The following is a 21601-nucleotide window of genomic DNA, read 5'->3' on the forward strand; positions in this document are numbered from 1 at the left end:
AGCGGGCTTTACTCCGCGGGATAAAGCCCGCTTTACTCCCGGGAGTAAAGCGGGCTTTATCCCGGGTTTCAGGACCGGGAGTTGCGCTCGAAGACCAGGCGCAGGCCCAGCAGCGTCAGGTCGGGCACGTGCTCGGTGATCGTCTCCGACTCGGCGACCACCAGCGGCGCCAGGCCGCCGGTCGCGATCACGGCGACCGGGGTGGACGGCGAGAGCTCGCGCACGATCCGCTTCACGAGCCCGTCGACCTGGCCCGCGAAGCCGTAGAGAATGCCGGACTGCAGGCATTCCACGGTGTTCTTGCCGATCACCGACCGCGGCGGCGCCAGCTCGACCTTGCGCAGCGCGGCGGCACGCGCGGCGAGCGCGTCGACCGAGATCTCGATGCCGGGCGCGAACGCGCCGCCGAGGAACTCGCCCTTGGCGGAGATGGCGTCGACGTTGGTGGAGGTGCCGAAGTCGACCACCACACACGCCGTGTCCGGGTGCAGGTGATGCGCGGCGAGGGTGTTCACCAGCCGGTCGGCGCCCACCTCCTTGGGATTGTCGACCAGCAGCGCGACCCCGGTGCGCACACCGGGCTCGACCACGACCTTCGGCAGCCGGGGGTAGTAGCGCCCGAGCATCACCCTCAGCTCGCGCAGCACCGCCGGCACGGTCGACAGCGCGCTGATCCCGGTGACGGAGTCGGCGAGCGAGCCGAGCAGCCCGCGCATGGTCAGCGCGAGCTCGTCGGCCGTCATCCGCGCGTCGGTGCGCATCCGCCAGTCGCCGACCAGTTTCGCGTCGTCGCCGCGCCCCGAATACAGGCCCAGCACGATGTTCGTGTTGCCGACGTCGACGGTGAGTAGCAACTCAGCCCTCGGCGAGCAGCGCGTCGAGCTTGGCGGCGTCGACGGTCTCGGCGACCGGGAACGACTCCGGCAGCGTGACGGTGCCGCTCATCAGCCCCGAGCCCTCCGGCGCGTGCCCCGGGTCGATGCCCTGGTCCTGCACCCGGTTGGCGGCGTCGACGAACACGATCTTCGGCTCGTACGCGACCGCCTCGATCGAATCCATCTGGCCATAGGAGATCAGGATGACCAGATCACCGGGGTGCACCAGATGCGCGGCGGCACCGTTGATCCCGAGCACGCCGCTGCCCCGCTCACCCTGGATGACGTAGGTCTCCAGCCGCGCGCCGTTCGTGACATCCACAATGGACACCTGCTCGCCCGGTAGCAGGTCGGCGGCGTCCATCAGGTCGGCGTCGACGGTCACCGAGCCGACGTAGTGCAGATCCGCCTGGGTCACCGTGGCGCGGTGGATCTTGGACTTCAGCATCGTGCGCAACATGTTCGACTCCCTATTCCCCTGCCTCGGGATGCTCGGCGGCGGCGCCGAGCAGCACCGGGACGTTGTCGATCAGCCGCGTCCTGCCCACGCGTGCGGCGATCAGCAATCGTGCTTCCCCATCAGACGGCGCGGGGCCGAGATCGGTACCGCGCAGCTCGAGATAATCGACGACTACGTCAGGTCGAGTCGCCAATGTGCGCCGTGCCGCGTCGAAAACGGCGTCGGCGCCGTCGCGTCCGAAGAACGCGCCCGCGGTCAGCGTGGCCGAAAGCACGACCGCGTCCTCCCGCTCTTTCTCGGACAGGTAAACGTTTCGTGAGGACAACGCGAGCCCGTCCCGTTCGCGGACCGTCGGCACTCCGATCACCTTGGTGGCGAAGTTCAGGTCACGAACCATTTTCTTGATCAGCACCAGCTGCTGGTAGTCCTTCTCCCCGAAGAAGGCGTAGTCCGGCCGCACGATGTTGAACAACTTCGCGACGACGGTGAGCATTCCGCCGAAATGTCCCGGCCGCACCGCGCCTTCGAGCTCGTCGCCGAGCGGGCCCGCGTTCATGGTGATCGACGCGCCCTCGCCGTACATGTCCGACGCCTTGGGCGTGAACGCGATCTGCACGCCGTCCTCGGCCAGCACGGCGAGGTCGGCTTCGAGCGGACGCGGGTACGCCTCGAAGTCCTCGCCTTCCCCGAACTGCAAGGGATTCACGAAGATCGACGCGGCGACGACGGTATTGCCCGGCAGCCGCTTCGCGCGGCGGATCAGCTCGCGGTGGCCCGCGTGCAGCGCGCCCATGGTCGGCACGAGCGCGATCTTCCGGCTGACCCCGTGCAGCGCGTTCGTCACTTGGGTGACGTGCTCCGGTGGCTGGTAGGTGTTCAGGGTGCCGCGGGTGAATTTGGGGCTGGTCATGGCGAATCAGGGCCTTCGTCGAGTAGTTCGGTGAGCTCTTTCGCCGGTGCCTCGCCCAGCAGCCCGGCCTGCGACGCGCGCGCGACCGTGCGCTTGGCCAGCGCGGCATAACAGGGCGCGACGTCGGGCGCTCGCCGGGCGAGCACTTCGAGATGAGCACGGACCGTGCCCGCGTCACCACGGGCGACGGGACCGGTCAGCGCACGGTCACCGTGCCGGAGCACATTATCCAATGCCGCCGAAAGCAACGGCGCGACCAGCCTTTCGGCGTCGGCGATCCCGCCTTCGCGCAGCAGATCGGCGCAATCGGCGACCAAGGTCATCAAGTGGTTCGCACCATGTGCGAGCGCGGCGTGGTACAGCGCGCGGCTGGCTTCGGGAACGCGCACGGGTTCGGTGCCCATTTCCATCGCCAGCGCCTCGCCGACGTTCCACGCGGCTTCGTCACCTTCGGCGGCGGTGATGCCGATGCTGCAGGTCGCCAGCCGGTCCAGGTCCTCGGAACGGCCGGTGAACGTCATCACCGGGTGCAGCGCGAGTGGCAGCGCGCCGAGTTCGGCGGCCGGCGCCAGCACGCCGACACCGTGCGCACCAGAGGTATGGACCACTATCTGGCCGGGTCTGAGCGAGTCGGTCGCGACCAGCCCGCGGATCATCCCGGGCAACGCGTCGTCGGGCAGTGCGAGCAGCACCAGATCCGCCTGGCCGACGACCTGATCGGGCGGCAGCAGCGGAACACCGGGCAGCAACTGATCGGCTCGCCGGACGGAGGCGGTGGAAAGACCGGAGGCGGCGACGACGTGATGGCCGGCCCGTGCGAGAGCCGCACCGAGAACACTGCCGACGCGTCCGGCGGACACCACGCCGACCGCCAAGCGGGCAGGCCGCATCATCATGCGAAAAAGTCTCCCTCACTCGTTCCAGTCCCGCTCCGTCGCGGGTACCGGACGACGGCGAGAGAGTAGCTCTCTCAAGCCGGATCAACCGGAGATTGGTGATGAGCTTCACCCGTTGCGGGGGTCACCCACCAGTCGATTGTTCCGCCAGCCGGACGGCCTCGGCCCGCGATGAGCGAAGAACGGTCAACAGTTCGTCTTGTCGTGCCATGGCTTCTTCGGTTTCGACCGGAGTACGGCGGAGAAACGCCAGTTCTGTGACGCTCGTCTGATAGCGCCCGACCTCCTTGGCCGCGCGGCGGCCGGACTGCCGTTTGGCCTGCCGACGCCACTCACGCCTGCCGGAAAGGCTGGCGAGCAGATCGACCTCGGAGCGGGCGATCCAGCGGAAGGCGACCATGTCCGGCAGCGCGGCCGCGACGATCCGCTGCTCACGCCGCCGCTGCAGCACCACCAGCCACACCACGCCCAGGAACATCGGCACCATGATCAGGAAGTACACGTTGAGGAACGCCTTCGACCCGCCGAGCACGGCGGCGCCGTTCCACAGCGCGTGCAGCAGCACCGCGCAGAGGTAGCCGGCGAGCGGCGCCAGTATCCGCACCTGCTTGTTCGCCGAGCTCGCGGCCAGGCCGATGCCGATGCCGGTCAGCGCGGTGAACAGCGGATGGGTGAACGGGGAAAGCACCCCGCGCAACACGAACGCGGCCAGCACGCCCGCGCTGGTGCCGTCGCCGAATCCCGACTCCGCGAAAGCCCGTCCGAAGTAGAGGATGTTCTCGACGAACGCGAACCCGGCGGCGCTGAACCCGGCGTAGACGACGCCGTCGACCACCCCGTCGAACTCGGCGCGCCGCCGCCAGCACACCAGCAGCACGAACGCGCCCTTGGCGGCTTCCTCGACCAGCGGCGCGGAGACGACCGCGCTGAACTTGTTGCCGTTGCCGTCGCCGAGCCAGAGATCGCCGATCGCCTCGGCGGTGCTGTTGATCAGCAGCGCGGTGACCGTCGCGATGCAGGCGCCCCAGAAGAACGCGAGCAGCAGCATCTTCGCGGGCTCGGGCTCCCAGCGGTCGACCCACAGGAACGCGGCGGTCACCAGCCCGACGGGCACCAGCGCGGCGAGCACGCCGATCACGACCGCGAGCACTCCCACCCGCGCGGTCACGAGGCCGAACACCAGCAGCCCGCACAACGCGAGCACGAGCACCCCGGCAACGGGCAGCATGACCGTCATCCAGCGCGGCAGCTCGCGCTTGCGTGACGTGGCAATACCTGACACGACGCGTACAGTACTGGGTCGTTCCGGCGCGCTCAGTCCTCGGCGCGACGGCGGCGGCGCGGGGCCGATTCGTTGGCGCCGTGCGCGGCGAGCAGCTCACTCACCGAACGACCGGCGGCGTGCGAACCCGCGTCCGGCAACTCCTTGCCGTGCGCGGCCGCGGACCGGTGACCGTTTCCGTTGGCGGAGCCGTTCGACCCGTTGGCGCCGTGCGACCCGTTGCGGCCCTCGGGACGCGAGTGGCTGCCGTTGGTCGCGCCGTGCCGTGAGCCGTTCACCGGCTCGGCAGGCTTCTGCCAGGACGGCGGCTCGCCGTCCGGCCGGTGACGGCGGCCGGTCGACACGGGCTCCGCCTCTTCCTCTTCCGCGCGGCGGCGGCGCCCGCCGGAGCGGTTCTGCTGCAGCTCGCGGACGGCTTCGGGCAGCGTCGGGTTGACCTCGACCTTCGCGGGCTCCGGCTGACGCGGCGGCTCCTCGACGACGGGCGGCTTCTCGCGCTTGACGAAGGCGGCGCTCAGGTTGGTGGCGGTGCGCTCGCGGCGGCCGGTGTCCCACGACGGCCTCCACTCGCCGGTGGCCTCCTGGTTGCTCGCCGCGGCGGGCCGCTCGGGCACCTTCGGCGCGACGGGCTCAGGTTTCGGCTGGGGCTTGACCTGGGGCTTGGGCGGCGGCACGCTCGCGGCCGGCCTGCCACGCTCGACGCGGTCCAGCGCCGGACGGGTGGGCTCCGGCGCGGGCACGACCGGCTTCATCGCCGGGCGGCTCGGCTCGGCGGGCTTGTACTCGGGGGCTTTGTAAGGAGCGACCGGCTTGAATCCGGGGCTCGACTCGCTCGGCCTCGGCGCCGGCTTCAGCACCGGCTTCGGCGGCTTGACCGGCGGCATCTGACGCTCGGTCTTCGGCTGCTCCGCCGCCGCCTTGCGCGGCGTGACCTGCGCGACCTTGATGGCCTGCGTGGCTTTCGCCGACGGGGAACTCTGCGGGTGCGCGGGATCGCGGCGGACCGGTTCGGTCGGCTTCGCGGCCGTGCGGGAGGTGGTCGGGGTCTCCGGCTTCGGCTTCGGTCTGGCGGCCGGCGCGGGCGCCGGGCGCCGCTGCTCGACGGCCTTGTCCAGCACGCGCTCGATCAGTTCGGTCGGGCGCTCGGCGACCTCGACGATCTTCTTCGGCGCCATGAGCTGGGCGGGCTGCTTCTTGGGCTCGCCGTTCACCAGGCGCTTGTCGTCGCCCAGCGATCGCATCCGGGTGGCCTGCGCGGTCAGCGCGACGCGCTCGTAAAGCACCTCGCCACCGAAGAGCGTCTGCAGGCTGTCGCGCAGCGCGAGCACCTCGCTGCGCAGCGCGTCGAGCTCCTCGCGGGAGTCCTCGTCGGCACGCTGCCTGGTCTCTGCTTCCACTTCCAGCTCGAACTCGCGGCGGGCGGCGACCTCACGTTCGAGCTCCAGCTCGTACACGGCCTGCGCCTCGGCGACCGCGTCCTCACTGTGCGCGGCGTGCTTGCGGTACTTGACCGCGAGGAACGCGCCGATCAGTGCCGCCCACAGCGCCGCGACGATGCCGAGCCGGAGCCATCGGAGGTCGTCGCTGAGCACCAGTGCCAGTGTCGCCGCCACCGCGAGGGTCAAGCCGACGACAAGCCACGGCCTGCCCCAAGGGCGGCCGCGCGAGTCGTCACCCACGCCGGTCATAACGAACACCGTACCTTCTAGTAATCCGAACGAGACCTAGTCGGTACTTCGAGCGGTGCTTTCTTTCCGTTAACCGGTCGACGGCCCAGCGCGATCACGATCACGCGGTTCCGGCGTCCGGCAGCAATGCTCGAGCCACAAACCAGCCCCGATCAGCGCGGCGGCACTCGCCGCACCGACAACCGCGCTCCGCAGGTCCGAAGCGGCGGCGATGAGCAGGCCACGCTTGGGCAGCAGGTAGATCACCGCGGCGAGCCAGAAGCCCAGCATGGCCGAACCAGCCAGCGAAGAAGCCTTCGCCAGCGCGACCGACCTGGCCACCGCGATGGCCTGCAGCACGCGGCCGCCGGTGATCCTGCCACGAACGGAAAAGGCGAGAAAGACTTCCAGCAGCGCGAGAACGGCCAGCGTGGCTCCGACGAAGAGCGGCAGCCGCGGCAGTGAACCGTACGCGACCTGCAGCAACAGGTACCCGGCGGCCAGCCCGACCAGCCCGGCGGCCAGCAACTCGCGTGGGCGGGTGAAGTGCATGTTCTCACGTTACCTGCGACGCTTGACTCTCCAGTGGCTGGAGGGTTGAGCATGGTTCGCGTGGGAAACACAGGGGTGGTCTTCACCATCGGGGAGCTGTCGAAGCGCACGGGCCTGCCCGTCAAAACGATTCGTTTTTACTCCGATGAGGGGCTGCTCCCGCCCACCGATCGCACGCATTCGGGCTATCGCCTTTACGACATAAAGGCTATGGCCCGCCTAGAGCTTGTTAAGACGCTTCGCGAACTCGGCCTCGGCCTCGCCGATGTCGAGCGCGCACTGACGCGAGAAGCGAGCGTCCCGGAGATCGCGAGCCAGCACGTCGACGCGCTCGACACGCAGATTCGACGGCTCCGGTTGCGACGAGCGGTACTGCGAGCGGTCGCCAAGCGGGGATCCGAACTGGAGGAAGTGAAACTGATGAACAAGCTCGCGTCGATGTCCGACGACGACCGCAAACGTTTGCTCGACGAGTTCTGGGACGAGATGGTCGCCGGCCTCGAAGTCGACTCGGAGTTCTACACCCGGATGCGCTCAGCCAAGCCCGAACTGCCGGACGACCCATCGCCCGAACAGCTGGAGGCCTGGATCGAGTTCGCCGAGCTGGTGCAGGACCCCGAGTTCCGCGACCTGATCCGCGGGATGAGCGAGCGGCACTCGACCTCGGTCAAGGACGGCACGTTCAAGGGCGACGCCGCCGTCCAGCAGAACGCCACCCAGCAGGAGAACTGGTTCGCCTGGAGCACCCGTGCCCAGTCCTCGCTCGACGCGGGCCGCCAGCCCGACTCGGCGGAGGGCCGCGCGCTGGCCGACGAGATCTGCGCGGCCTCGGCAGGCCCCGACCGCGACCCGGCCAGTTCCCGCTTCCGCCTCGAACTCGCCGACAACGTCGAGGCGGGCGGCGACGAGCGGGCCGAGCGCTACTGGCAGCTCCTGGCGATCATCAACGGCTGGCCGCCCATCCCCACCCAGCTGCCGGCCGCCCGCTGGATCGTGGCCGCCATCCGCGCCTCGGCCTAGCGCCCCGGGTCGCTCGGGGGTCGTGAGTGTTTTGACCGGTTAGAACCGGCCGTACCACTCACGAGTCCTGGAGCCTCAGGTCCGCCCGGAGGTGGACGCCGTCGCGGTCGGCGGCGGGGAGCGCGGCGAGCAAGTCGGCGGCGGGGCCGTGGCCGGGGACTTCGGCGGCCGGGTCGAGCTCCAGCCAGGGGATCAGCACGGTCGCGCGGTCGGGCGTGCCCGGGTGCGGGAGCAACAGCGAGGGGTCGTCGGACAGGACGCCGTCGACCGTGACGACGTCGACGTCGAGGGTGCGGGGACCCCAGCGCTGCTCGCGCACGCGCTCCGCCGCCGTTTCCAGCGACTGGCCGAAGCGGAGCCAGGCCCAGTGGTCGCGCTCGGGGTCGTCGACGACGCAGATCGCGTTGAGGAAGTCGGGTTGGTCTTCGACGCCCCACGGCGCCGTTTCGTAAACGCTCGACACCGCGACCAGCCACGGCCGCAGCCCGTCGACGGCCAGCTTCAGGAAGCCGAAGCGGTCGCCGAGGTTCGAGCCGAGCGAGAGGACCGCGCGGCTCATCGGACGCGGTGGACGGTCACCGCGACGTCGTCGAACGTCAGCGGGATGGGGGCGGACGGCTTGTGGACGGTGACCTCGATCTCGGTCAGCCTGGCGTCCTTCGCGAAGACCTCGTCGGCGATCTTGCCCGCGACGCTTTCGATCAGGTCGTACGGCTCGCCCGCGACGATCCCGGCGGCCAGTTCCGCCAGCTCTCCATAGTGGAGTGTCTTGGTCAGGTCGTCCGTGGTGGCCGCGGGCGTCAGGTCCATGACCGCCGTGATGTCCACGATGAACTCCTGGCCGTCACGCTTCTCGTGCTCGAAGACGCCGTGCCGCCCGAACACCCGGAGCCCGGTCAGTGTTATCCGGTCCGCCATGCCTCTGCCACCTTCACCGCGTCCAGCGACGCACCGACCTCATGTACCCGGACACCCCACGCGCCCGCCATCGCGGCCAGCGTGGAAATCGCCGCCGTCGCGTCCTCGCGGCCGTCCGGCGGACGCGGCGTGCCGTCCTCATCGGACAGCAGCCTGCCGATGAACCGCTTGCGTGACGCGCCGACCAGAACAGGGAAACCCAAGTCCAGCAACGAATTCAGCCGATGCAGCAACGCCCAGTCGTGCTCGGCGTTCTTCGCGAACCCGAGACCGGGGTCGAGCACCAAGGCCGAAGTGGACACTCCTGCGGCCAGCGCGGCCTCGACCCGCTCGGCCAGTTCGGCCCGCACCTCGGCGACGACGTCGCCGTACGTGGCGAGCGCGTTCATGTCCTTGCTGTGCCCACGCCAGTGCATCAGGATCCACGGAACCCCGGACTCCGCGGCCACCTTCGCCATCGCGGGATCGGCCAGCCCGCCGGAAACGTCGTTGATCACGATCGCGCCCGCGTCCAGCGCCGCCTCGGCCACCTGCGCCCGCGTTGTGTCGACGGACAGCGGGATCCCTTCGGCCGCAAGGGTTTTGATGACCGGCAACACTCGGGAGATCTCGACCTCGGCATCAACCCTGAGCGCACCAGGCCTGGTCGACTCGCCGCCGACGTCGATCATGTCGGCGCCACGGGCCCACATCTCGCGGGCGTGGGTCAGCGCGTCGTCGAGGCCGAGATAACGGCCACCGTCCGAAAAGGAATCGGGCGTCACGTTCAGCACGCCCATCACCACACAGCGACCGGGCGACGGCAGACCGGCGATCACCGGCGCCCCTTGATGAGGTCCAACGCCTCCGCCCGCGAAGACGCCGACGTCTTGAGCAGCCCGCGCACCGCGGACGTGGTGGTCCGCGCGCCGGGCTTGCGGATGCCGCGCATGGCCATGCACAAGTGCTCGGCTTCGATGACCACGATGACCCCGCGCGGATCGAGCTTCCGGACCAGAGCGTCGGCGACCTGCGAAGTCAGCCGTTCTTGCACCTGCGGCCGCTTCGAATACAGATCGACGAGCCTGGCCAATTTGGACAGACCGGTGACCCGGCCTTCACAGTTGGGGATGTACCCGACATGGGCGACGCCATGGAATGGCACGAGGTGATGTTCACATTGGCTGAACATCGGGATGTCGGTGACGAGGATCAGTTCCTCGTGCGACTCGTCGAAGGTCTTGTCGAGCACGTGGTCGGGGTCGGTGTACAGACCCGCGAACATCTCCCGGTAAGCGCGAGCGACCCGGGCCGGGGTGTCCAGTAGACCGTCCCGATCCGGGTCTTCGCCACAGGCGAGTAGTAGTTCGCGAACGGCCTTCTCGGCTCGGTCCTGGTCGAAGACCCGGTCCGAGCCGAGAAGGTGATCGTCACCGTTGGGGTGGTTCTTGCCCGTCCGTGTTGTCACGCCGACGCTGCTCCTCGCCCTGCTGCTGGCCACCGGCCTGGCCGTCGAACCAGCCGTGCTCGCGCGAGCGGTCGTCGGCGGGGGGCCGCCAGGAACCGGATTGGCCGCCCGGCGAGGTCGCCGGGGTCCATCCTGGAGGAGCACCGTAGTTCGGCGGGCCACCGGCCGCCGGACCACCCGCCGGACCACCCGGCTGCTGACCACCATATGCGCCGGGCCAGTGGGCGGTGCCATTCGGTCCACCATTCGGGCGGCCGTTGGGGTACCCGCCGGGGGACGGCGGCGGCGCGAACGGGTTCGCGGGCTGCTCGGGCTGGGCCTGCTGGTAGCCGCCGGGGCCACCGGGGAGGTCACCGGCGCCGGGCACGGACGCGACCGGGGTCGGCGCCGGCAGCTGCGCGGGCTTCTCCTCGGACGGCGGGGGCCACGGCTCGCCGCGCTCGATCGCCAGCTCGCCGGGGGTCTTGATCGGCGGCTTGTCCGACGGGGTGCGCTCACCGAACTCGTTGAACACGGTGATGTGCGGCCGCTTCTCGACCGTGGCGAAGATCCGTTCCAGGTCCTTGCGGGTCAGCGTCTCCTTCTGCAGGAGCTCGATGACCAGCTCGTCCAGCACGTCGCGGTAGGTGTTGAGCACGTGCCACGCCTCGGTGTGCGCGGTCTCGATGAGCTTGCGCACCTCCTCGTCGATCTCGTGCGCGACCTCGTGCGAGTAGTCCGCCTGGCGACCGGCCGAACGCCCGAGGAACGGGTCGCCCTGCTCCTGGCCGTACTTGACCGCGCCGAGCCTGGCGCTCATGCCGTACTCGGTGACCATCGCGCGGGCGATCTTCGTCGCCTGCTCGATGTCGGAGGACGCGCCGGTGGTGGGCTCGTGGAAGACGAGCTCCTCGGCCGTGCGGCCACCCATCGCGAAGACCAGCCGACCGATCATCTCGGAGCGGGTCATCAGGTCTTTGTCGTCCTCGGGGACGAGCAGCGCGTGGCCGCCCGTGCGCCCGCGGGGCAGGATCGTCAGCTTGTAGACCGGTTCGATGTCCGGCATCGCCCACGCGGCGAGCGCGTGCCCGCCCTCGTGGTAGGCCGTGATCTTCTTCTCCTTCTCGGAGATGATCCGGCTCTTGCGGGCGGGGCCGCCGACGACGCGGTCGACGGACTCCTCGAGCGCCTCGTTGGTGATCACGTGCCCGTTCTGGCGGGCGGTGAGCAGCGCGGCCTCGTTGAGCACGTTCGCCAGGTCGGCGCCGGACATGCCGACCGTCCGCTTGGCGAGGCTGCCCAGGTCGGTGCCCTGCGCGATCGGCTTGCCCTTGGCGTGCACCTCGAGGATGGCGCGGCGGCCGCGCATGTCGGGCGCGGACACCGGGATCTGCCGGTCGAACCGGCCGGGCCGCAGCAGCGCCGGGTCGAGGATGTCGGGCCGGTTCGTGGCGGCGATCAGGATGATGCCGCCGCGCGCGTCGAAGCCGTCCATCTCGACGAGCAGCTGGTTCAGCGTCTGCTCGCGCTCGTCGTGGCCACCGCCGAGGCCGGCGCCACGCTGGCGGCCGACCGCGTCGATCTCGTCGACGAAGATGATGCAGGGCGCGTTCTGCTTGGCCTGCTCGAACAGGTCACGCACACGGGAGGCGCCGACACCGACGAACATCTCGACGAAGTCGGAACCGGAGATCGTGTAGAACGGCACGCCGGCCTCACCGGCGACGGCACGCGCGAGCAGCGTCTTACCCGTTCCGGGCGGTCCATAAAGGAGCACGCCCTTGGGGATCTTCGCGCCCAGCGCCTGGTAGCGCGCGGGGTTCTGCAGGAAGTCCTTGATCTCGAAGAGCTCTTCGACCGCCTCGTCGGCGCCCGCGACATCACCGAAGGTGGTCTTCGGCATGTCCTTGTTGAGCTGCTTGGCCTTGGACTTGCCGAAGTTGAGTACCCGGTTCCCGCCGCCCTGCGCGTTGTTCATCATCCACATGAGCAACAGCAGCACGAGCACGAGCGGGATCATGTACAGCAAGATCGTCTGGAAGAACGACTGCTGGCTCACCGTCGTGTTGAACTTGATCGGCTTGTCGCCGAGCTTCGCGTCGTTCACCTTGGTGAACACGATGGACGTCGCGTCGGCCGGATAGGCCGTGATGATCTTGTCGACCTGCTGGCCGTCGACGTCGATCTTGTTGACGAGGGTCAGCTTGAGCTGCTGTTCCTTGTCCTCGATACTGGCTTCCTTGACGTTCACACTGCCCGCGTTCAGCTGGGCCAACGCCTGAGACGTCGGCACCTGCGTGTAACCGCGGTTGCTGTCGAACAGCGAGCTGAACGCGAAGTAGAGCAGCAAGGCAACGGCAATCCACAGCAGTGGGTTCCTGAGAAGGCGCTTCCGGTCCATACGACTCGGCCCTGGTGGCCTCGACCCTCCCTGGTTGGGCGGTAGATGTGATATCCGCCGTCACGATCTTGACAACACGCGGTGCGTAAAAGACACCCGCCCACCAGGGTACCGTCCACGGGAAATCAGCACCTGTGTGAGCCTCTCGCTGGTCAACGGCCAATACCGCTTCCAGGTTCCCGAGGCGCGTTTTCCCAGGTGAGAGGGGTCCTCAGCGGTTATCGGAGACGCTGGCCACCATCTCGTTCAGCCGCATCCGCAGCGTCTGCTGGTCAGCAGGTGAGACGGTCACCCATTCGCGGCCGTCGGTACCCGCACGGGAGAGGCTGAGGTAACGCCCGGTGGCCGTGTCGAACCAGCCGAGCACCCGCGAGCGCTGCTTGCCGCCGAGGTGGTCACGGCTGTTCGCGGCGAGCTGGCCGCCGCGCAGCCTCGGCTGACCGGACAGCTCGGCGTACGCGCGCCGCTGGTCGGTGGTGCGGTCGCTGAGCGAGGTACGGCGCTCCGTCGAACCGGCGGTCACCCGGACCGGCGTGGTGCGCACGGCCTCGTCCAGCGGCAGCGTGATCGACGATTCGGTGCCGCGCTTGCACCCGGGCAGCACGCTGAGCACGGCCGAGATGATGCCGTCGGCCGGCACCGGGCCGAGCCGGATGCCGCGGGCGTCCTGCACGGCCATCACGGCGGAGCGGCCGTCGGTGCCCGCGAGGACCGTGACCGGCGGGTGCTGGAACTCGGGGATGTGCAGCGCGTCGACCGAGACGTTCGGCCTGGCCAGCAGCGAGAGCCACTCTTCGATGTGCGGTGCGAGGCGGCCGTGCGAGTCACGCAGGCCACGGGACATCAGCTCGCCGTGCGCCCGCTGGCGCAGCATGCGGCGCTCTTCCTCGGTGACGCCGTGCGAGCGCACTTGCAGCGGATACGGCAGTTCGCCGAGGTGCGCGTCCTCCCACAGGAAGTCGAACGCCAGCGGCGAGAAGAGTTCCTGCGGACCCACGGTGGCTTCTCCAAACAAAGTGTTCATGAAACGGTGCTACTCGCATTCGAGGCGCCTGCCAGCATTTCCCCGAGCCGGTGCCGCAGCGCGGCGGGGTCGGCGGGCGCGATGGTGATCCAGTCCCGGCCGTCGCGGCCGCGGGACGCTTGCGTGAAATATCGGCCGGTCTCGGTGTCGAACCAGCTCAGCACCGGTGAGCGTGACCGCCCGCCGAGCCTGCCGCGCGCGTTCGCGCCGATCTGGCCGCCGCGCAGCCGGGGCTGGGCGTGGAGCTTGGCCAGTGCCTTGCGGTCGTCGTCGGCGCTCGTCCTGCCATCGCCGTTGCCGTGGCCCCGGCGGGCCATGAAGTCGATGCCGGAACCGCTGATCAGCTCCTCCAGCGGAACGGTGACGGACTTCTCCGTGCCGCGTGCGAGCGGCGGCAGCAGCGAGATGACCGCGCTGGCCATGCCGTCCTGCTCGATCGGGTTCAGGTGCAGCCCACGCTGGTCCTGGACGGCGAACAGGCCACGCCCGCCGAGCACGGCGGCCACCGCGAGCAGCGGCTCCGCGTGCGGGGCGTTGATCTGCATCGAGTCCAGGCTCGCGTCGGGCGCGGCGAGCATCCCGAACCAGTCCTCGAGATGCGGCTCGGGCCGTCCAGCGGAGTCACAGAGACCCCGCTGGACGAGCGCGCCCATGGTCTGACGGCGCAGCAGCGCCCGTTCCTCCATGGTCACGCCGTGGGACCGGCCGCGCAGTGGATAAGGCAGTTCACCTCGCTGGCCGGACGCTTCCCACAGGAAGTCCAGCTCAAGCAGGGTGAGCAGCTCGCCGCCCGCCATCCGATCCCCCCAAAAGCCTCGAGTGGCTACCTGTCGTCTTCGTCTTCCGACCAGGCGCCGATCACGGGCGAGGTCGCGGCCTGGTCGGCGCCGAAGGTGGCGTCCGGGTCGGCCTCGATGAGGAACGAGGCGTGCGTGTGCTCCTGCTCCTCCTCGGCGTGGGCGCCGTGCGCGCCACCCATGCCGCCCATTCCACCCATGCCGCCCATCCCGGGCGGCGGCGCGCCCTGGCCGCCGATGGTGCCCGCCTGGTTGACGAGACCCTGCTGCGGCTGGTTGGCCGAAGCGGCGCTCTGGCCCTGGCCTTCCTGCGCGGCGGCCTCGGTCTCCTCGGGGCCCTTCGCCTTGCTGCCGGAGCGGTTGCCCTGGCCGAGCGTGCGTGCCGCGGCGACCGCGCCGATGCCACCGGCGGCGCCGCCGATGCCAAGGCCGAGCCCGAGGTTGGAGCCACCGGGGCCATGCGGCATGCCGGGAGCGTTGCCCGCGCCGGACACCGCGCCGGTGCCGGGGCCGGTGCCGCCGGGGACCATCGAACCCGGCGCGCCTGCCGAGCCCGCGAAGTCGCCGCCCATGCCGTCGGCGCCGGAGCCGGGAACGCCACCGTTGTAGCCCGCGCCACGGCCGCCGGACACGAAGGCCGCGCCGCCGGTGCTGCCGACGGACATCGCGTTGATGCCGCCGACCGAGTTGAAGCCGGTGTTGGTGTGCGTGCCCGCGAGGGGCTTCATGCCGAGCGAGTCGGGGCCGAAGCTCGGGGTCGTGCTGTCGACCTCGGCCAGTGACTGGGTGTAGGCGTTCATCATCGCGACCTGCTGCGCCTTGACGGCGTTCGCCTGGTCCGACTTGGCCTTCTGGTCGACGGTCAGCTCGGTGGCGCCGGTCGCGAGCGCCTTGCTCAGCTCGGCGGCCGGGTCGAACTCCTGCGGCTTGGGCATGTGACTGACCCGCTCGGCGGCCTCGGCCTGCTGGCGGAGCCGGTCACCCATGACCTTGGCGGCCTCGGAGGCCTGCGAACCGGAGTTCGCGATGCCGACGAGCGCGCCCTGCGCGGAGGCCGCGCCCTTGCCGACCCAGGCGGCGCCGAGTTCGCTGATGGCGCTGTACAGCTCGTTGGCCGCGGTGCTCAGCTCGGTGCCGTGCGAGTGCCAGCCCTGGCTGAGCCCGTACGCCGACGAGGGGTTGTTGTTGGCGGTCGCCTGCTGGTAGAGCGTGGTGCTCGACTGGGCGTTCCAGTTCGGTGTCGCGGTGATCGCGCGGTCGCCGCCGATGTCGAAGCCGTCGGAGCGGCCACGGGCCTGCTCGACGACGGCCGAGGCCTGCGAGTTGTCCCCCAGCGGGACCTTCGGCGCGCTGTCGCTGCTGCTGTTCGGTGCCATGATTTCGAGTTACCCCTCTAACTCAGGCCTGGCGGAAGGGAGCGGCCGCGGCGTCGTCGATCTCGTGGTACTTCGACATCGCGGTGACAATGCCCTGCTCGGCCAATTCGTACTGGTGGTACAGGTTCTTGAGCGCGGCGGCGTACGACTCGCCACCACCGTCGGCACGGTCGGACGACTTCGCGGCGATCGCCTGGCCGACCGGGTTCGCACCCAGCTGCGGCGGCTGCGCGAGTGCTCCGGAGCCGTTGAGCAGGGCTTCGACGGAGTCCTTGCCTGCCCGGATCTTCTTCAGTACGGCCTGCGCGGCGTCCGGGTCGACACCGATCTGGCCAGCGACAGCCGCGTCCTTGAACGCCGCCGCGTCTGCTGCGCTGTTGCTCATTTCTCTCCCTGTCCCCCGGGACCGCCACGTCGGCTACGTGGCTGAGGTCTTCGCATAGGTTAACGCAACCAAGGTGACGCTATGACGTGATTGAGACGCTTCCGGTTCCCCGGATTCCGGGCGGAATCCGGGGCACACGGTCACTGACACGTTACGACGTGTAGACCTTCGGGTCCAAGGTCCCGATGTAGGGAAGATCCCGGTAACGCTCCGCGTAGTCGAGCCCGTAGCCGACGACGAACTCGTTCGGGATGTCGAAGCCGATGTACTTGACCGGCACGTCCACCTTGACCGCGTCGGGCTTGCGCAGCAGCGAAACGACCTCCAGCGAGGCCGGGTTGCGGCTGGCGAGGTTCTTGAGCAGCCAGGAGAGGGTCAGGCCTGAGTCGACGATGTCCTCGACGATCAGCACGTCACGGCCTGCGATGTCGCGGTCGAGGTCCTTGAGGATCCGCACGACGCCGGACGACGAGGTCGCCGAGCCGTACGAGGACACGGCCATGAACTCGAGCTGGGTGGGCAGTGGCAGCGCGCGGGCGAAGTCGGTCATGAACATGACCGCTCCCTTGAGCACGCCCACCAGTAGAAGGTCGGTTGACCGGTCCGCCGAGTGGTCGGCTGCGACCTGTTCGGCGAGTTCGGTGATCTTGTCGCGGATCTGCTGCTCGGTGATGAGCACGGAGGCGAGGTCGCCTTCGTACACGGTTATCCCCTTTAAGTGGTGGGCACGGGCTCGGAGAGCTTGAGCCTGCCATGTGCCCGCCTGACCTCCAAGTGCCCTGGCAGCCAAACGCCACCCTGACCCCGCCAGCGCCCGACCAGCGCGTCTACTCCGCGTAGGTGCGCATCGGTCAATTCGGGCACGCCGGAGTCCAGCAGCCACCTGCGCATCACCCGTCGGCGCAGCGCGGGCGGCGCCGATGCGAGCACCGTGACATCGAGGCAGCCGTCGACGGCGGCGCGGGTGAAAAGGTCAGCCGCGAGTGTGTCCAACGCCTCGGTGTCCTCGCGCAGCTGCGCGGCCGTGCGGGCGAGCGCGGCCGCGACCCCGCCGGCGAGCACGTCCTCCAGCAGCGGCATGACCTCGGTGCGCAGCCGAACCCTGGTGAACCGCGGGTCGGCGTTGTGCGGGTCGGTCCACGGCTCGACGCCGAGCGCGGCGCAGGCTTCGACGGTCGCGGTGCGCGGCACGGTCAGCAGCGGGCGGCCCCATGGCGAGTCGAGCGGGCGCATGCCGGACACCGAGCGCGGCCCGCTGCCCCTGCCGAGTCCCAGCAGCACGGTTTCGGCCTGGTCGTCGAGGGTGTGGCCGAGCAGCACGAGGTCGCCGCCCGCTTCCCGCAGCGCCGTGTACCTGGTCTTGCGGGCCGCGGCTTCCGGGCCACCGGGTCCGGTGACGTCGACGGTGAGCACCTCGGCGGTGTCGATGCCTAGTTGGACCGCGACTTCGGCAGCTTTCTTCGCGACTAGAGCAGAGCCGTCCTGCAAGCCATGGTCGACGACCAGCGCGCGCGTGCGCAGGCTGAGGCGCTTCGCCGCGTACGCCGTCGCTTCGGCGAGCGCGAGCGAATCGGCGCCACCGGAGACCGCGACGCAGACCTCGCCTTCGACACCGGCCAGGAACTCCCTGACCCGGCGCCGGACGAGGGCGAGCGGCTCGCTCATCCGTGCAGTCGCCGGATCCACTTGTCGGGTTCGGCGATCTCGGTGCGGGTCGGCAGCGTGTTCGGCGAGCGCCAGACGGCGTTGAACTTGTCCATCCCGACGGTGTCGATGACGTGCCGGGTGAACGCGGCGCCCTCGGCGTACTGGCGGATCTTGGCCTCGACACCGAGCAGGCTGCGCAGCAGCCGGTCGAAGATGCCGCCGCCCTTGCGGCGCGCGGTGAACCGCTCGCGGATCGTCTCGACGCTCGGCACCACCTCGGGGCCGACAGCGTCCATCACATAGTCGGCGTGGCCTTCGAGCAGCGTCGACAACGCGATGAGCCGGTCGAAGACCTCGCGCTGCTGCGGCGACTGGAACAGCTCCGCCAGCCCGAACGAGCGGTCCTTGCGTACTTCCTTGATCCGGTCGGGCAGCGAGCTGACCAGGTTCGCGAGGCCGTCGATGTCGGTGCCTGCCAGCCCGCCGATCAGCCGCTCGACCTCGTCAGCGAAGTAGTCGCGCAGCCAGCCGACCGCGGTGAACTGGAGGCGGTGCGTGCACTCGTGCAGGCAGACCCACATCCGGAAGTCCTTGCCCGGCACGTTCATCGCCTGCTGCGCGGCGACGACGTTCGGCGCGACCAGCAGCAGCTTGCCGTCACCGTCCGGCCCGGCGAACGGGTCGTACTGGCCCAGTATCCGCGACGCGAGGAACGAGAGCACGACACCGGTCTGCACGCCGGCGCTGCCCGCGAGCAGCGGCGCGAGCGGCCCGCCTTGGCTGCGTGGCATGGACTTGCTGGTCAGCGCGTCGAGTCCGGACGCGGCCGAGCGCACCCAGCCGGGCCGGTCGACGACCTCGCCGGGCAGCAGCGGCAGCCCAGCGCCGAGGCCGGTCAGCTCGCGGACGTGACCTTCGGCCTCGATGGTCAGCTCACGCAGTTCGGTGACCGCCAGATCGGCTTCCTCGCGCGGCACCGCCGGTCCACTCCGGACCAGGAACGCACCCGTGGACGCGGCCACCGACCAGTCGATCAACGGCCTCGTCTGTGTTTCCTCGCTCACTCTTCCGACGCTACAGCCTGTTCACTTGCAGCCGCAGCCTCGAAGTTTCGCCGCGACGACATCGAGCGCCGCCCGTACCGAGTCCGTGTCCGAATTACCGGCCGTCGAAGACATGAGCGTGAACACCAGCACCCGGCCGTCTGTGTCCAACACCACTCCGGCGAGCGTGTTCACCCCGGACAGCGTGCCGGTCTTCGCGCGGATCCAGCCCTTGCCGTCGCTGGAGTTCGAGTCGTCGTAGCGCTTCTCGAGCGTGCCGCTGCCGCCCGCGACGGGGAGACCGGCGAGCAGCGGCCGGAGCTTGGCCGTGCGCGGGTCCTTGCCGTCGGGACCGGCGGCGACCGCGAGCACCTGGCTGAGCACCTTGGCCGGGATCTTGTTCAGTGTGGACAGTCCGCTGCCGTCGGACAGCTCGACGCCGGTGAGGTCGAAACCGTTCTGCTTCAACACATCCAGCGTCGCCTTGGCCCCACCCGCGAACGACGCCTCGCCCTTGGTGGCGATCGCGACCTGCCGCGCGAGCACCTCGGCGAGCAGGTTGTCCGAATGCACCAGCGCCGCGTTGGTGAGCTCGGTCAGCGGGGCCGACTTGACCTCGCCGAGCACCTTCGCGTCCGCCGGAGCGGTGGCCGTGCCCGCCGCCGAAGCGCCGAGCTTCTCCGCGAACTTCTGCGCGAAGACGCCGGACGGGTTCGAGACGCGCATCGAGTGGTCGTCGAGCGGCGCGGTGCGGCCGCCGTCGATCATCACGGGCGCGACCTGCGCCATGAACGTCGACGGCGCGTCCGCGGCCGCCCAGCCGGGCGCGGTCGCGTTACCGGCGAACGAGGTGAGGTCGAGCTGGACCTTCTTGATGTCCGGGTTCGCCTTCTTCACCTGCGCGACGAGGTCGTCGAGGTGCGCGGAGCCAGGGTAGAAGTTGTCCTTGCCCGCGCCGAACGCGTTGAGCGTGACGTCACCGCCCGCGACCACGACCGCCGTACCCGGCTGCGCGCCCTGCACGACCTTCGTCGAGAGCTGGAAGCCATGGTCGATCGCGAGCAGCGCGGCGGCCGAGGTCAGCACCTTGGTCGTGGACGCCGGGGTCAGCGGCTCGCTCGACCCCTTGTCCCACAGCACCGTGCCGTTGGCCGGGTCGATGACGCTGCCGGTGAGCTTGCCGAGCGTGCCGCTGCCCGCGGCCGCCTTGAGCGCGTTGGCGACGCCCTCCGCGGTCGGCGCGGCGCCGTTCTCGTCGGGACCGTGCAGCGAGCGCGTGACGGCGACGGGCACCGGCTCGTCACCCTTCGGCGCGTTCGGCGCCCACGGCAGCTTGAAGCGGTTGGACACCTGGGGCAGCGCCGAGGCCACGCCGAGCGCGACGACCAGCAGCAGCACGAAGGCGCCGATGAGCAGGCCGCGCTTCTTGCGCTTGGGCTTCGGCTCGTCGTCGGCCTTGGTCACCGGCGACTCGGTGGTCGCCTCCGCCGGGCGCGCCTCGCCGGACGGCTCGATGCGCATCGGCGCGGCCATGTGCGGCGCGGGCGGCACCTGCTCCTGCTGACGCGGGAGTTCGCGGCGCTCCGGGGGCGGCTGTTGCTGCTGATGCGCCTGCTGCGGCTGAGGTTGTGGCTGGTCAGGGCGCTGCGGCGGGCGCATCTGGGTCGGCTCGGGGCGCTGGGGCTCTGGACGCTGGTGGTCGAGCCGTTGCGGGTCGATGCGCTGAGGTGGCAGCTGCTGGTCCGGCCACGACTGGTCAGGGCGGGCCTGCTCCCGGCGGGGCTGGTCAGGACGAGGCTGCTCCGGGCGCTGCTGGTCGGGGCGCTGCTGTGGTGGCTCCGGCCGTCGTTGCTGCTGTTCCGGACGCTGCTGCTCGGGCCAGGGTGCCTCCGGGCGCTGCGGTTCGAGGCGCTGCTGTTCCGGACGCGGCGGTTCGGGTCGTCGCGCCTGCTGTTCGGGGCGCTGTTCGGGCTTCGGCTGGTCGACCGGCCGGGGCGGCGCCTGCCTGGCCCATGGCTGCTCCTCCTGCGGCGGAGGCGCCACCTTCGGCGCGAACCACGACTTCGGCTCCTGCTCCGGCGTGATCTTCGGCACCGTGAAGTTGTCGGTCGGGCCGCCGCCGGAGCCGTTGGCGGCCGGGGGCGGGACCCGCAGCTGAGCGGTCGACTGGCCGTCGTACTCCAGGTCGGGCAGCTTGGCCGGGCCGGTGTCCTCGTCGGACGACGGCCACGACGGCTCTTCGGAATCCGGCACGAACCACTCCTTCACAGGGGCCAAGCTCACATGCCCCGCAGCCGACACGGATGCGACTTATGAAGGGGGCGTAGTCCACACTAGTGAAGTCAATAATGCGAACAGTGTGAGAGCAGCGAGGAAGTCGTGGAGTTCGACGTCACCATCGAAATCCCCAAAGGGGAACGCAACAAGTACGAGGTAGACCACAAGACCGGCCGTATCAAGCTCGACCGGACGCTCTTCACGGCGACCCAGTACCCGGCTGACTACGGGTTCATCGACGACACGCTCGGCCAGGACGGCGACCCGCTCGACGTGCTGGTGCTGGTGCAGGAGCCGACGTTCCCCGGGTGCCTGATCCGCTGCCGCGCGATCGGCATGTTCCGGATGACCGACGAGAAGGGCCCTGACGACAAGGTCCTCGCGGTCCCGACGAACGACCCGCGCCTCGAGCACCTGCGGGACATCCACCACCTCAACGAGTTCCACAAGCTGGAGATCCAGCACTTCTTCGAGGTGTACAAGGACCTGGAGCCCGGCAAGAGCGTCGAGGGTTCCACCTGGGTCGGCCGCGTCGAGGCGGAGTCCGAAATCGCCCGCTCCTACGAGCGCGAGACGGACCGTCTGGCCAAGGAAGCCGTCGACGGCCCGGCTGAGCACTAAGCGCCGCAGTCACGCGAAAGGCCC

At 69.8% G+C, this 21601-nt stretch carries 22 protein-coding genes; 2 read left to right on the forward strand and 20 right to left on the reverse strand.

Annotated elements, in window-relative coordinates; all coding sequences use genetic code 11:
- Positions 1–68: 68 nt before the first annotated feature.
- The 7 genes from AB5J62_RS39520 to AB5J62_RS39550 form a co-directional block, all read right to left on the reverse strand.
- Entirely contained in the window at positions 69–854 is a 786-nt protein-coding gene (locus tag AB5J62_RS39520) for a type III pantothenate kinase (protein ID WP_370945145.1), read from the reverse strand.
- A 1-nt stretch (position 855) separates the two neighbouring features.
- The gene (gene panD, locus AB5J62_RS39525; protein ID WP_370945146.1) at positions 856–1335 is read right to left on the reverse strand and encodes an aspartate 1-decarboxylase; all 480 of its coding nucleotides are present in this window, start codon (positions 1333–1335) and stop codon (positions 856–858) included.
- 10 nt (positions 1336–1345) lie between these two features.
- Positions 1346–2245 carry a pantoate--beta-alanine ligase gene (gene panC / locus AB5J62_RS39530; RefSeq protein ID WP_370945147.1) on the reverse strand — a complete coding sequence of 300 codons (900 nt, stop codon included), beginning with the start codon at positions 2243–2245 and terminating at the stop codon, positions 1346–1348.
- Positions 2242–3138 carry a Rossmann-like and DUF2520 domain-containing protein gene (locus tag AB5J62_RS39535; RefSeq protein WP_370950463.1) on the reverse strand — a complete coding sequence of 299 codons (897 nt, stop codon included), beginning with the start codon at positions 3136–3138 and terminating at the stop codon, positions 2242–2244. The genes panC and AB5J62_RS39535 overlap by 4 nt, the downstream gene beginning before the upstream one ends.
- A 127-nt stretch (positions 3139–3265) precedes the next feature.
- Positions 3266–4378 (reverse strand): PrsW family intramembrane metalloprotease, encoded by a 1113-nt coding sequence (locus AB5J62_RS39540; RefSeq protein ID WP_370950464.1) that lies wholly within the window; start codon positions 4376–4378, stop codon positions 3266–3268.
- 77 nt (positions 4379–4455) lie between these two features.
- On the reverse strand, positions 4456–6111 hold the full coding sequence (locus tag AB5J62_RS39545; RefSeq protein ID WP_370945148.1) for a DUF6779 domain-containing protein: 1656 nt from the start codon (positions 6109–6111) through the stop codon (positions 4456–4458).
- A gap of 69 nt (positions 6112–6180) precedes the next feature.
- The gene (locus AB5J62_RS39550) at positions 6181–6642 is read right to left on the reverse strand and encodes a DUF3180 domain-containing protein (RefSeq protein WP_370945149.1); all 462 of its coding nucleotides are present in this window, start codon (positions 6640–6642) and stop codon (positions 6181–6183) included.
- A gap of 51 nt (positions 6643–6693) precedes the next feature.
- On the opposite strand from AB5J62_RS39550, the gene AB5J62_RS39555 reads away from it, so the two are divergent.
- A complete protein-coding gene (locus AB5J62_RS39555) occupies positions 6694–7662 on the forward strand; it encodes a MerR family transcriptional regulator (protein ID WP_370945150.1) in 969 nt (322 codons plus the stop codon).
- Between the two features lie 58 nt (positions 7663–7720).
- Here AB5J62_RS39555 and folK read toward each other — a convergent pair whose 3' ends face one another.
- The 13 genes from folK to dacB all read right to left on the reverse strand — a co-directional run bounded on the left by folK (position 7721) and on the right by dacB (position 20932).
- Positions 7721–8221, reverse strand: coding sequence for a 2-amino-4-hydroxy-6-hydroxymethyldihydropteridine diphosphokinase (gene folK / locus AB5J62_RS39560; protein WP_370945151.1), 501 nt, complete (start codon positions 8219–8221; stop codon positions 7721–7723).
- Positions 8218–8580 (reverse strand): dihydroneopterin aldolase, encoded by a 363-nt coding sequence (gene folB / locus AB5J62_RS39565; RefSeq protein ID WP_370945152.1) that lies wholly within the window; start codon positions 8578–8580, stop codon positions 8218–8220. Before folB ends, folK begins: the two co-directional genes overlap by 4 nt.
- Positions 8565–9359: a dihydropteroate synthase gene (folP, locus tag AB5J62_RS39570; protein ID WP_370950465.1), complete on the reverse strand. Its 795-nt coding sequence runs from the start codon at positions 9357–9359 to the stop codon at positions 8565–8567. Before folP ends, folB begins: the two co-directional genes overlap by 16 nt.
- A 35-nt stretch (positions 9360–9394) precedes the next feature.
- Positions 9395–10027, reverse strand: a complete 633-nt coding sequence (folE, locus tag AB5J62_RS39575) for a GTP cyclohydrolase I FolE (protein ID WP_370945153.1) — start codon at positions 10025–10027, stop codon at positions 9395–9397.
- Positions 9990–12407 (reverse strand): ATP-dependent zinc metalloprotease FtsH, encoded by a 2418-nt coding sequence (gene ftsH, locus AB5J62_RS39580; RefSeq protein WP_370945154.1) that lies wholly within the window; start codon positions 12405–12407, stop codon positions 9990–9992. Before ftsH ends, folE begins: the two co-directional genes overlap by 38 nt.
- A gap of 211 nt (positions 12408–12618) precedes the next feature.
- Entirely contained in the window at positions 12619–13431 is an 813-nt protein-coding gene (locus AB5J62_RS39585) for an ESX secretion-associated protein EspG (RefSeq protein ID WP_370945155.1), read from the reverse strand.
- Positions 13428–14228, reverse strand: a complete 801-nt coding sequence (locus AB5J62_RS39590) for an ESX secretion-associated protein EspG (RefSeq protein WP_370945156.1) — start codon at positions 14226–14228, stop codon at positions 13428–13430. Before AB5J62_RS39590 ends, AB5J62_RS39585 begins: the two co-directional genes overlap by 4 nt.
- Before the next feature lie 26 nt (positions 14229–14254).
- Positions 14255–15604 carry a hypothetical protein gene (locus AB5J62_RS39595; RefSeq protein ID WP_370945157.1) on the reverse strand — a complete coding sequence of 450 codons (1350 nt, stop codon included), beginning with the start codon at positions 15602–15604 and terminating at the stop codon, positions 14255–14257.
- A 22-nt stretch (positions 15605–15626) separates the two neighbouring features.
- Positions 15627–15989, reverse strand: coding sequence for a hypothetical protein (locus AB5J62_RS39600; RefSeq protein WP_370945158.1), 363 nt, complete (start codon positions 15987–15989; stop codon positions 15627–15629).
- A 151-nt stretch (positions 15990–16140) separates the two neighbouring features.
- Entirely contained in the window at positions 16141–16692 is a 552-nt protein-coding gene (gene hpt, locus AB5J62_RS39605; protein ID WP_370945159.1) for a hypoxanthine phosphoribosyltransferase, read from the reverse strand.
- Between the two features lie 11 nt (positions 16693–16703).
- Complete coding sequence (gene tilS / locus AB5J62_RS39610; RefSeq protein ID WP_370945160.1) at positions 16704–17654, reverse strand: tRNA lysidine(34) synthetase TilS; 951 nt, start codon at positions 17652–17654, stop codon at positions 16704–16706.
- Positions 17651–18700 (reverse strand): zinc-dependent metalloprotease, encoded by a 1050-nt coding sequence (locus tag AB5J62_RS39615; protein WP_370945161.1) that lies wholly within the window; start codon positions 18698–18700, stop codon positions 17651–17653. The genes tilS and AB5J62_RS39615 overlap by 4 nt, the downstream gene beginning before the upstream one ends.
- Positions 18701–18721: 21 nt before the next feature.
- A complete protein-coding gene (gene dacB, locus AB5J62_RS39620; protein ID WP_370945162.1) occupies positions 18722–20932 on the reverse strand; it encodes a D-alanyl-D-alanine carboxypeptidase/D-alanyl-D-alanine-endopeptidase in 2211 nt (736 codons plus the stop codon).
- Between the two features lie 126 nt (positions 20933–21058).
- On the opposite strand from dacB, the gene AB5J62_RS39625 reads away from it, so the two are divergent.
- Complete coding sequence (locus AB5J62_RS39625; protein WP_370945163.1) at positions 21059–21577, forward strand: inorganic diphosphatase; 519 nt, start codon at positions 21059–21061, stop codon at positions 21575–21577.
- Positions 21578–21601 lie beyond the last annotated feature (24 nt).

This window comes from Amycolatopsis sp. cg5 (genome assembly GCF_041346955.1).
Taxonomy (GTDB): domain Bacteria; phylum Actinomycetota; class Actinomycetes; order Mycobacteriales; family Pseudonocardiaceae; genus Amycolatopsis.

Bases quoted from the DNA above. Each gene is read 5' to 3' on its own strand.
- panD (WP_370945146.1), bottom strand. From the start codon at position 1,335: ATGTTGCGCACGATGCTGAAGTCCAAGATCCACCGCGCCACGGTGACC.
- panC (WP_370945147.1), bottom strand. From the start codon at position 2,245: ATGACCAGCCCCAAATTCACCCGCGGCACCCTGAACACCTACCAGCCA.
- AB5J62_RS39535 (WP_370950463.1), bottom strand. From the start codon at position 3,138: ATGATGCGGCCTGCCCGCTTGGCGGTCGGCGTGGTGTCCGCCGGACGC.
- AB5J62_RS39540 (WP_370950464.1), bottom strand. From the start codon at position 4,378: ATGACGGTCATGCTGCCCGTTGCCGGGGTGCTCGTGCTCGCGTTGTGC.
- AB5J62_RS39545 (WP_370945148.1), bottom strand. From the start codon at position 6,111: ATGACCGGCGTGGGTGACGACTCGCGCGGCCGCCCTTGGGGCAGGCCG.
- AB5J62_RS39550 (WP_370945149.1), bottom strand. From the start codon at position 6,642: ATGCACTTCACCCGCCCACGCGAGTTGCTGGCCGCCGGGCTGGTCGGG.
- AB5J62_RS39555 (WP_370945150.1), top strand. From the start codon at position 6,694: ATGGTTCGCGTGGGAAACACAGGGGTGGTCTTCACCATCGGGGAGCTG.
- folK (WP_370945151.1), bottom strand. From the start codon at position 8,221: ATGAGCCGCGCGGTCCTCTCGCTCGGCTCGAACCTCGGCGACCGCTTC.
- folB (WP_370945152.1), bottom strand. From the start codon at position 8,580: ATGGCGGACCGGATAACACTGACCGGGCTCCGGGTGTTCGGGCGGCAC.
- folP (WP_370950465.1), bottom strand. From the start codon at position 9,359: ATGGGCGTGCTGAACGTGACGCCCGATTCCTTTTCGGACGGTGGCCGT.
- ftsH (WP_370945154.1), bottom strand. From the start codon at position 12,407: ATGGACCGGAAGCGCCTTCTCAGGAACCCACTGCTGTGGATTGCCGTT.
- AB5J62_RS39585 (WP_370945155.1), bottom strand. From the start codon at position 13,431: ATGAACACTTTGTTTGGAGAAGCCACCGTGGGTCCGCAGGAACTCTTC.
- AB5J62_RS39590 (WP_370945156.1), bottom strand. From the start codon at position 14,228: ATGGCGGGCGGCGAGCTGCTCACCCTGCTTGAGCTGGACTTCCTGTGG.
- AB5J62_RS39595 (WP_370945157.1), bottom strand. From the start codon at position 15,604: ATGGCACCGAACAGCAGCAGCGACAGCGCGCCGAAGGTCCCGCTGGGG.
- AB5J62_RS39600 (WP_370945158.1), bottom strand. From the start codon at position 15,989: ATGAGCAACAGCGCAGCAGACGCGGCGGCGTTCAAGGACGCGGCTGTC.
- tilS (WP_370945160.1), bottom strand. From the start codon at position 17,654: ATGAGCGAGCCGCTCGCCCTCGTCCGGCGCCGGGTCAGGGAGTTCCTG.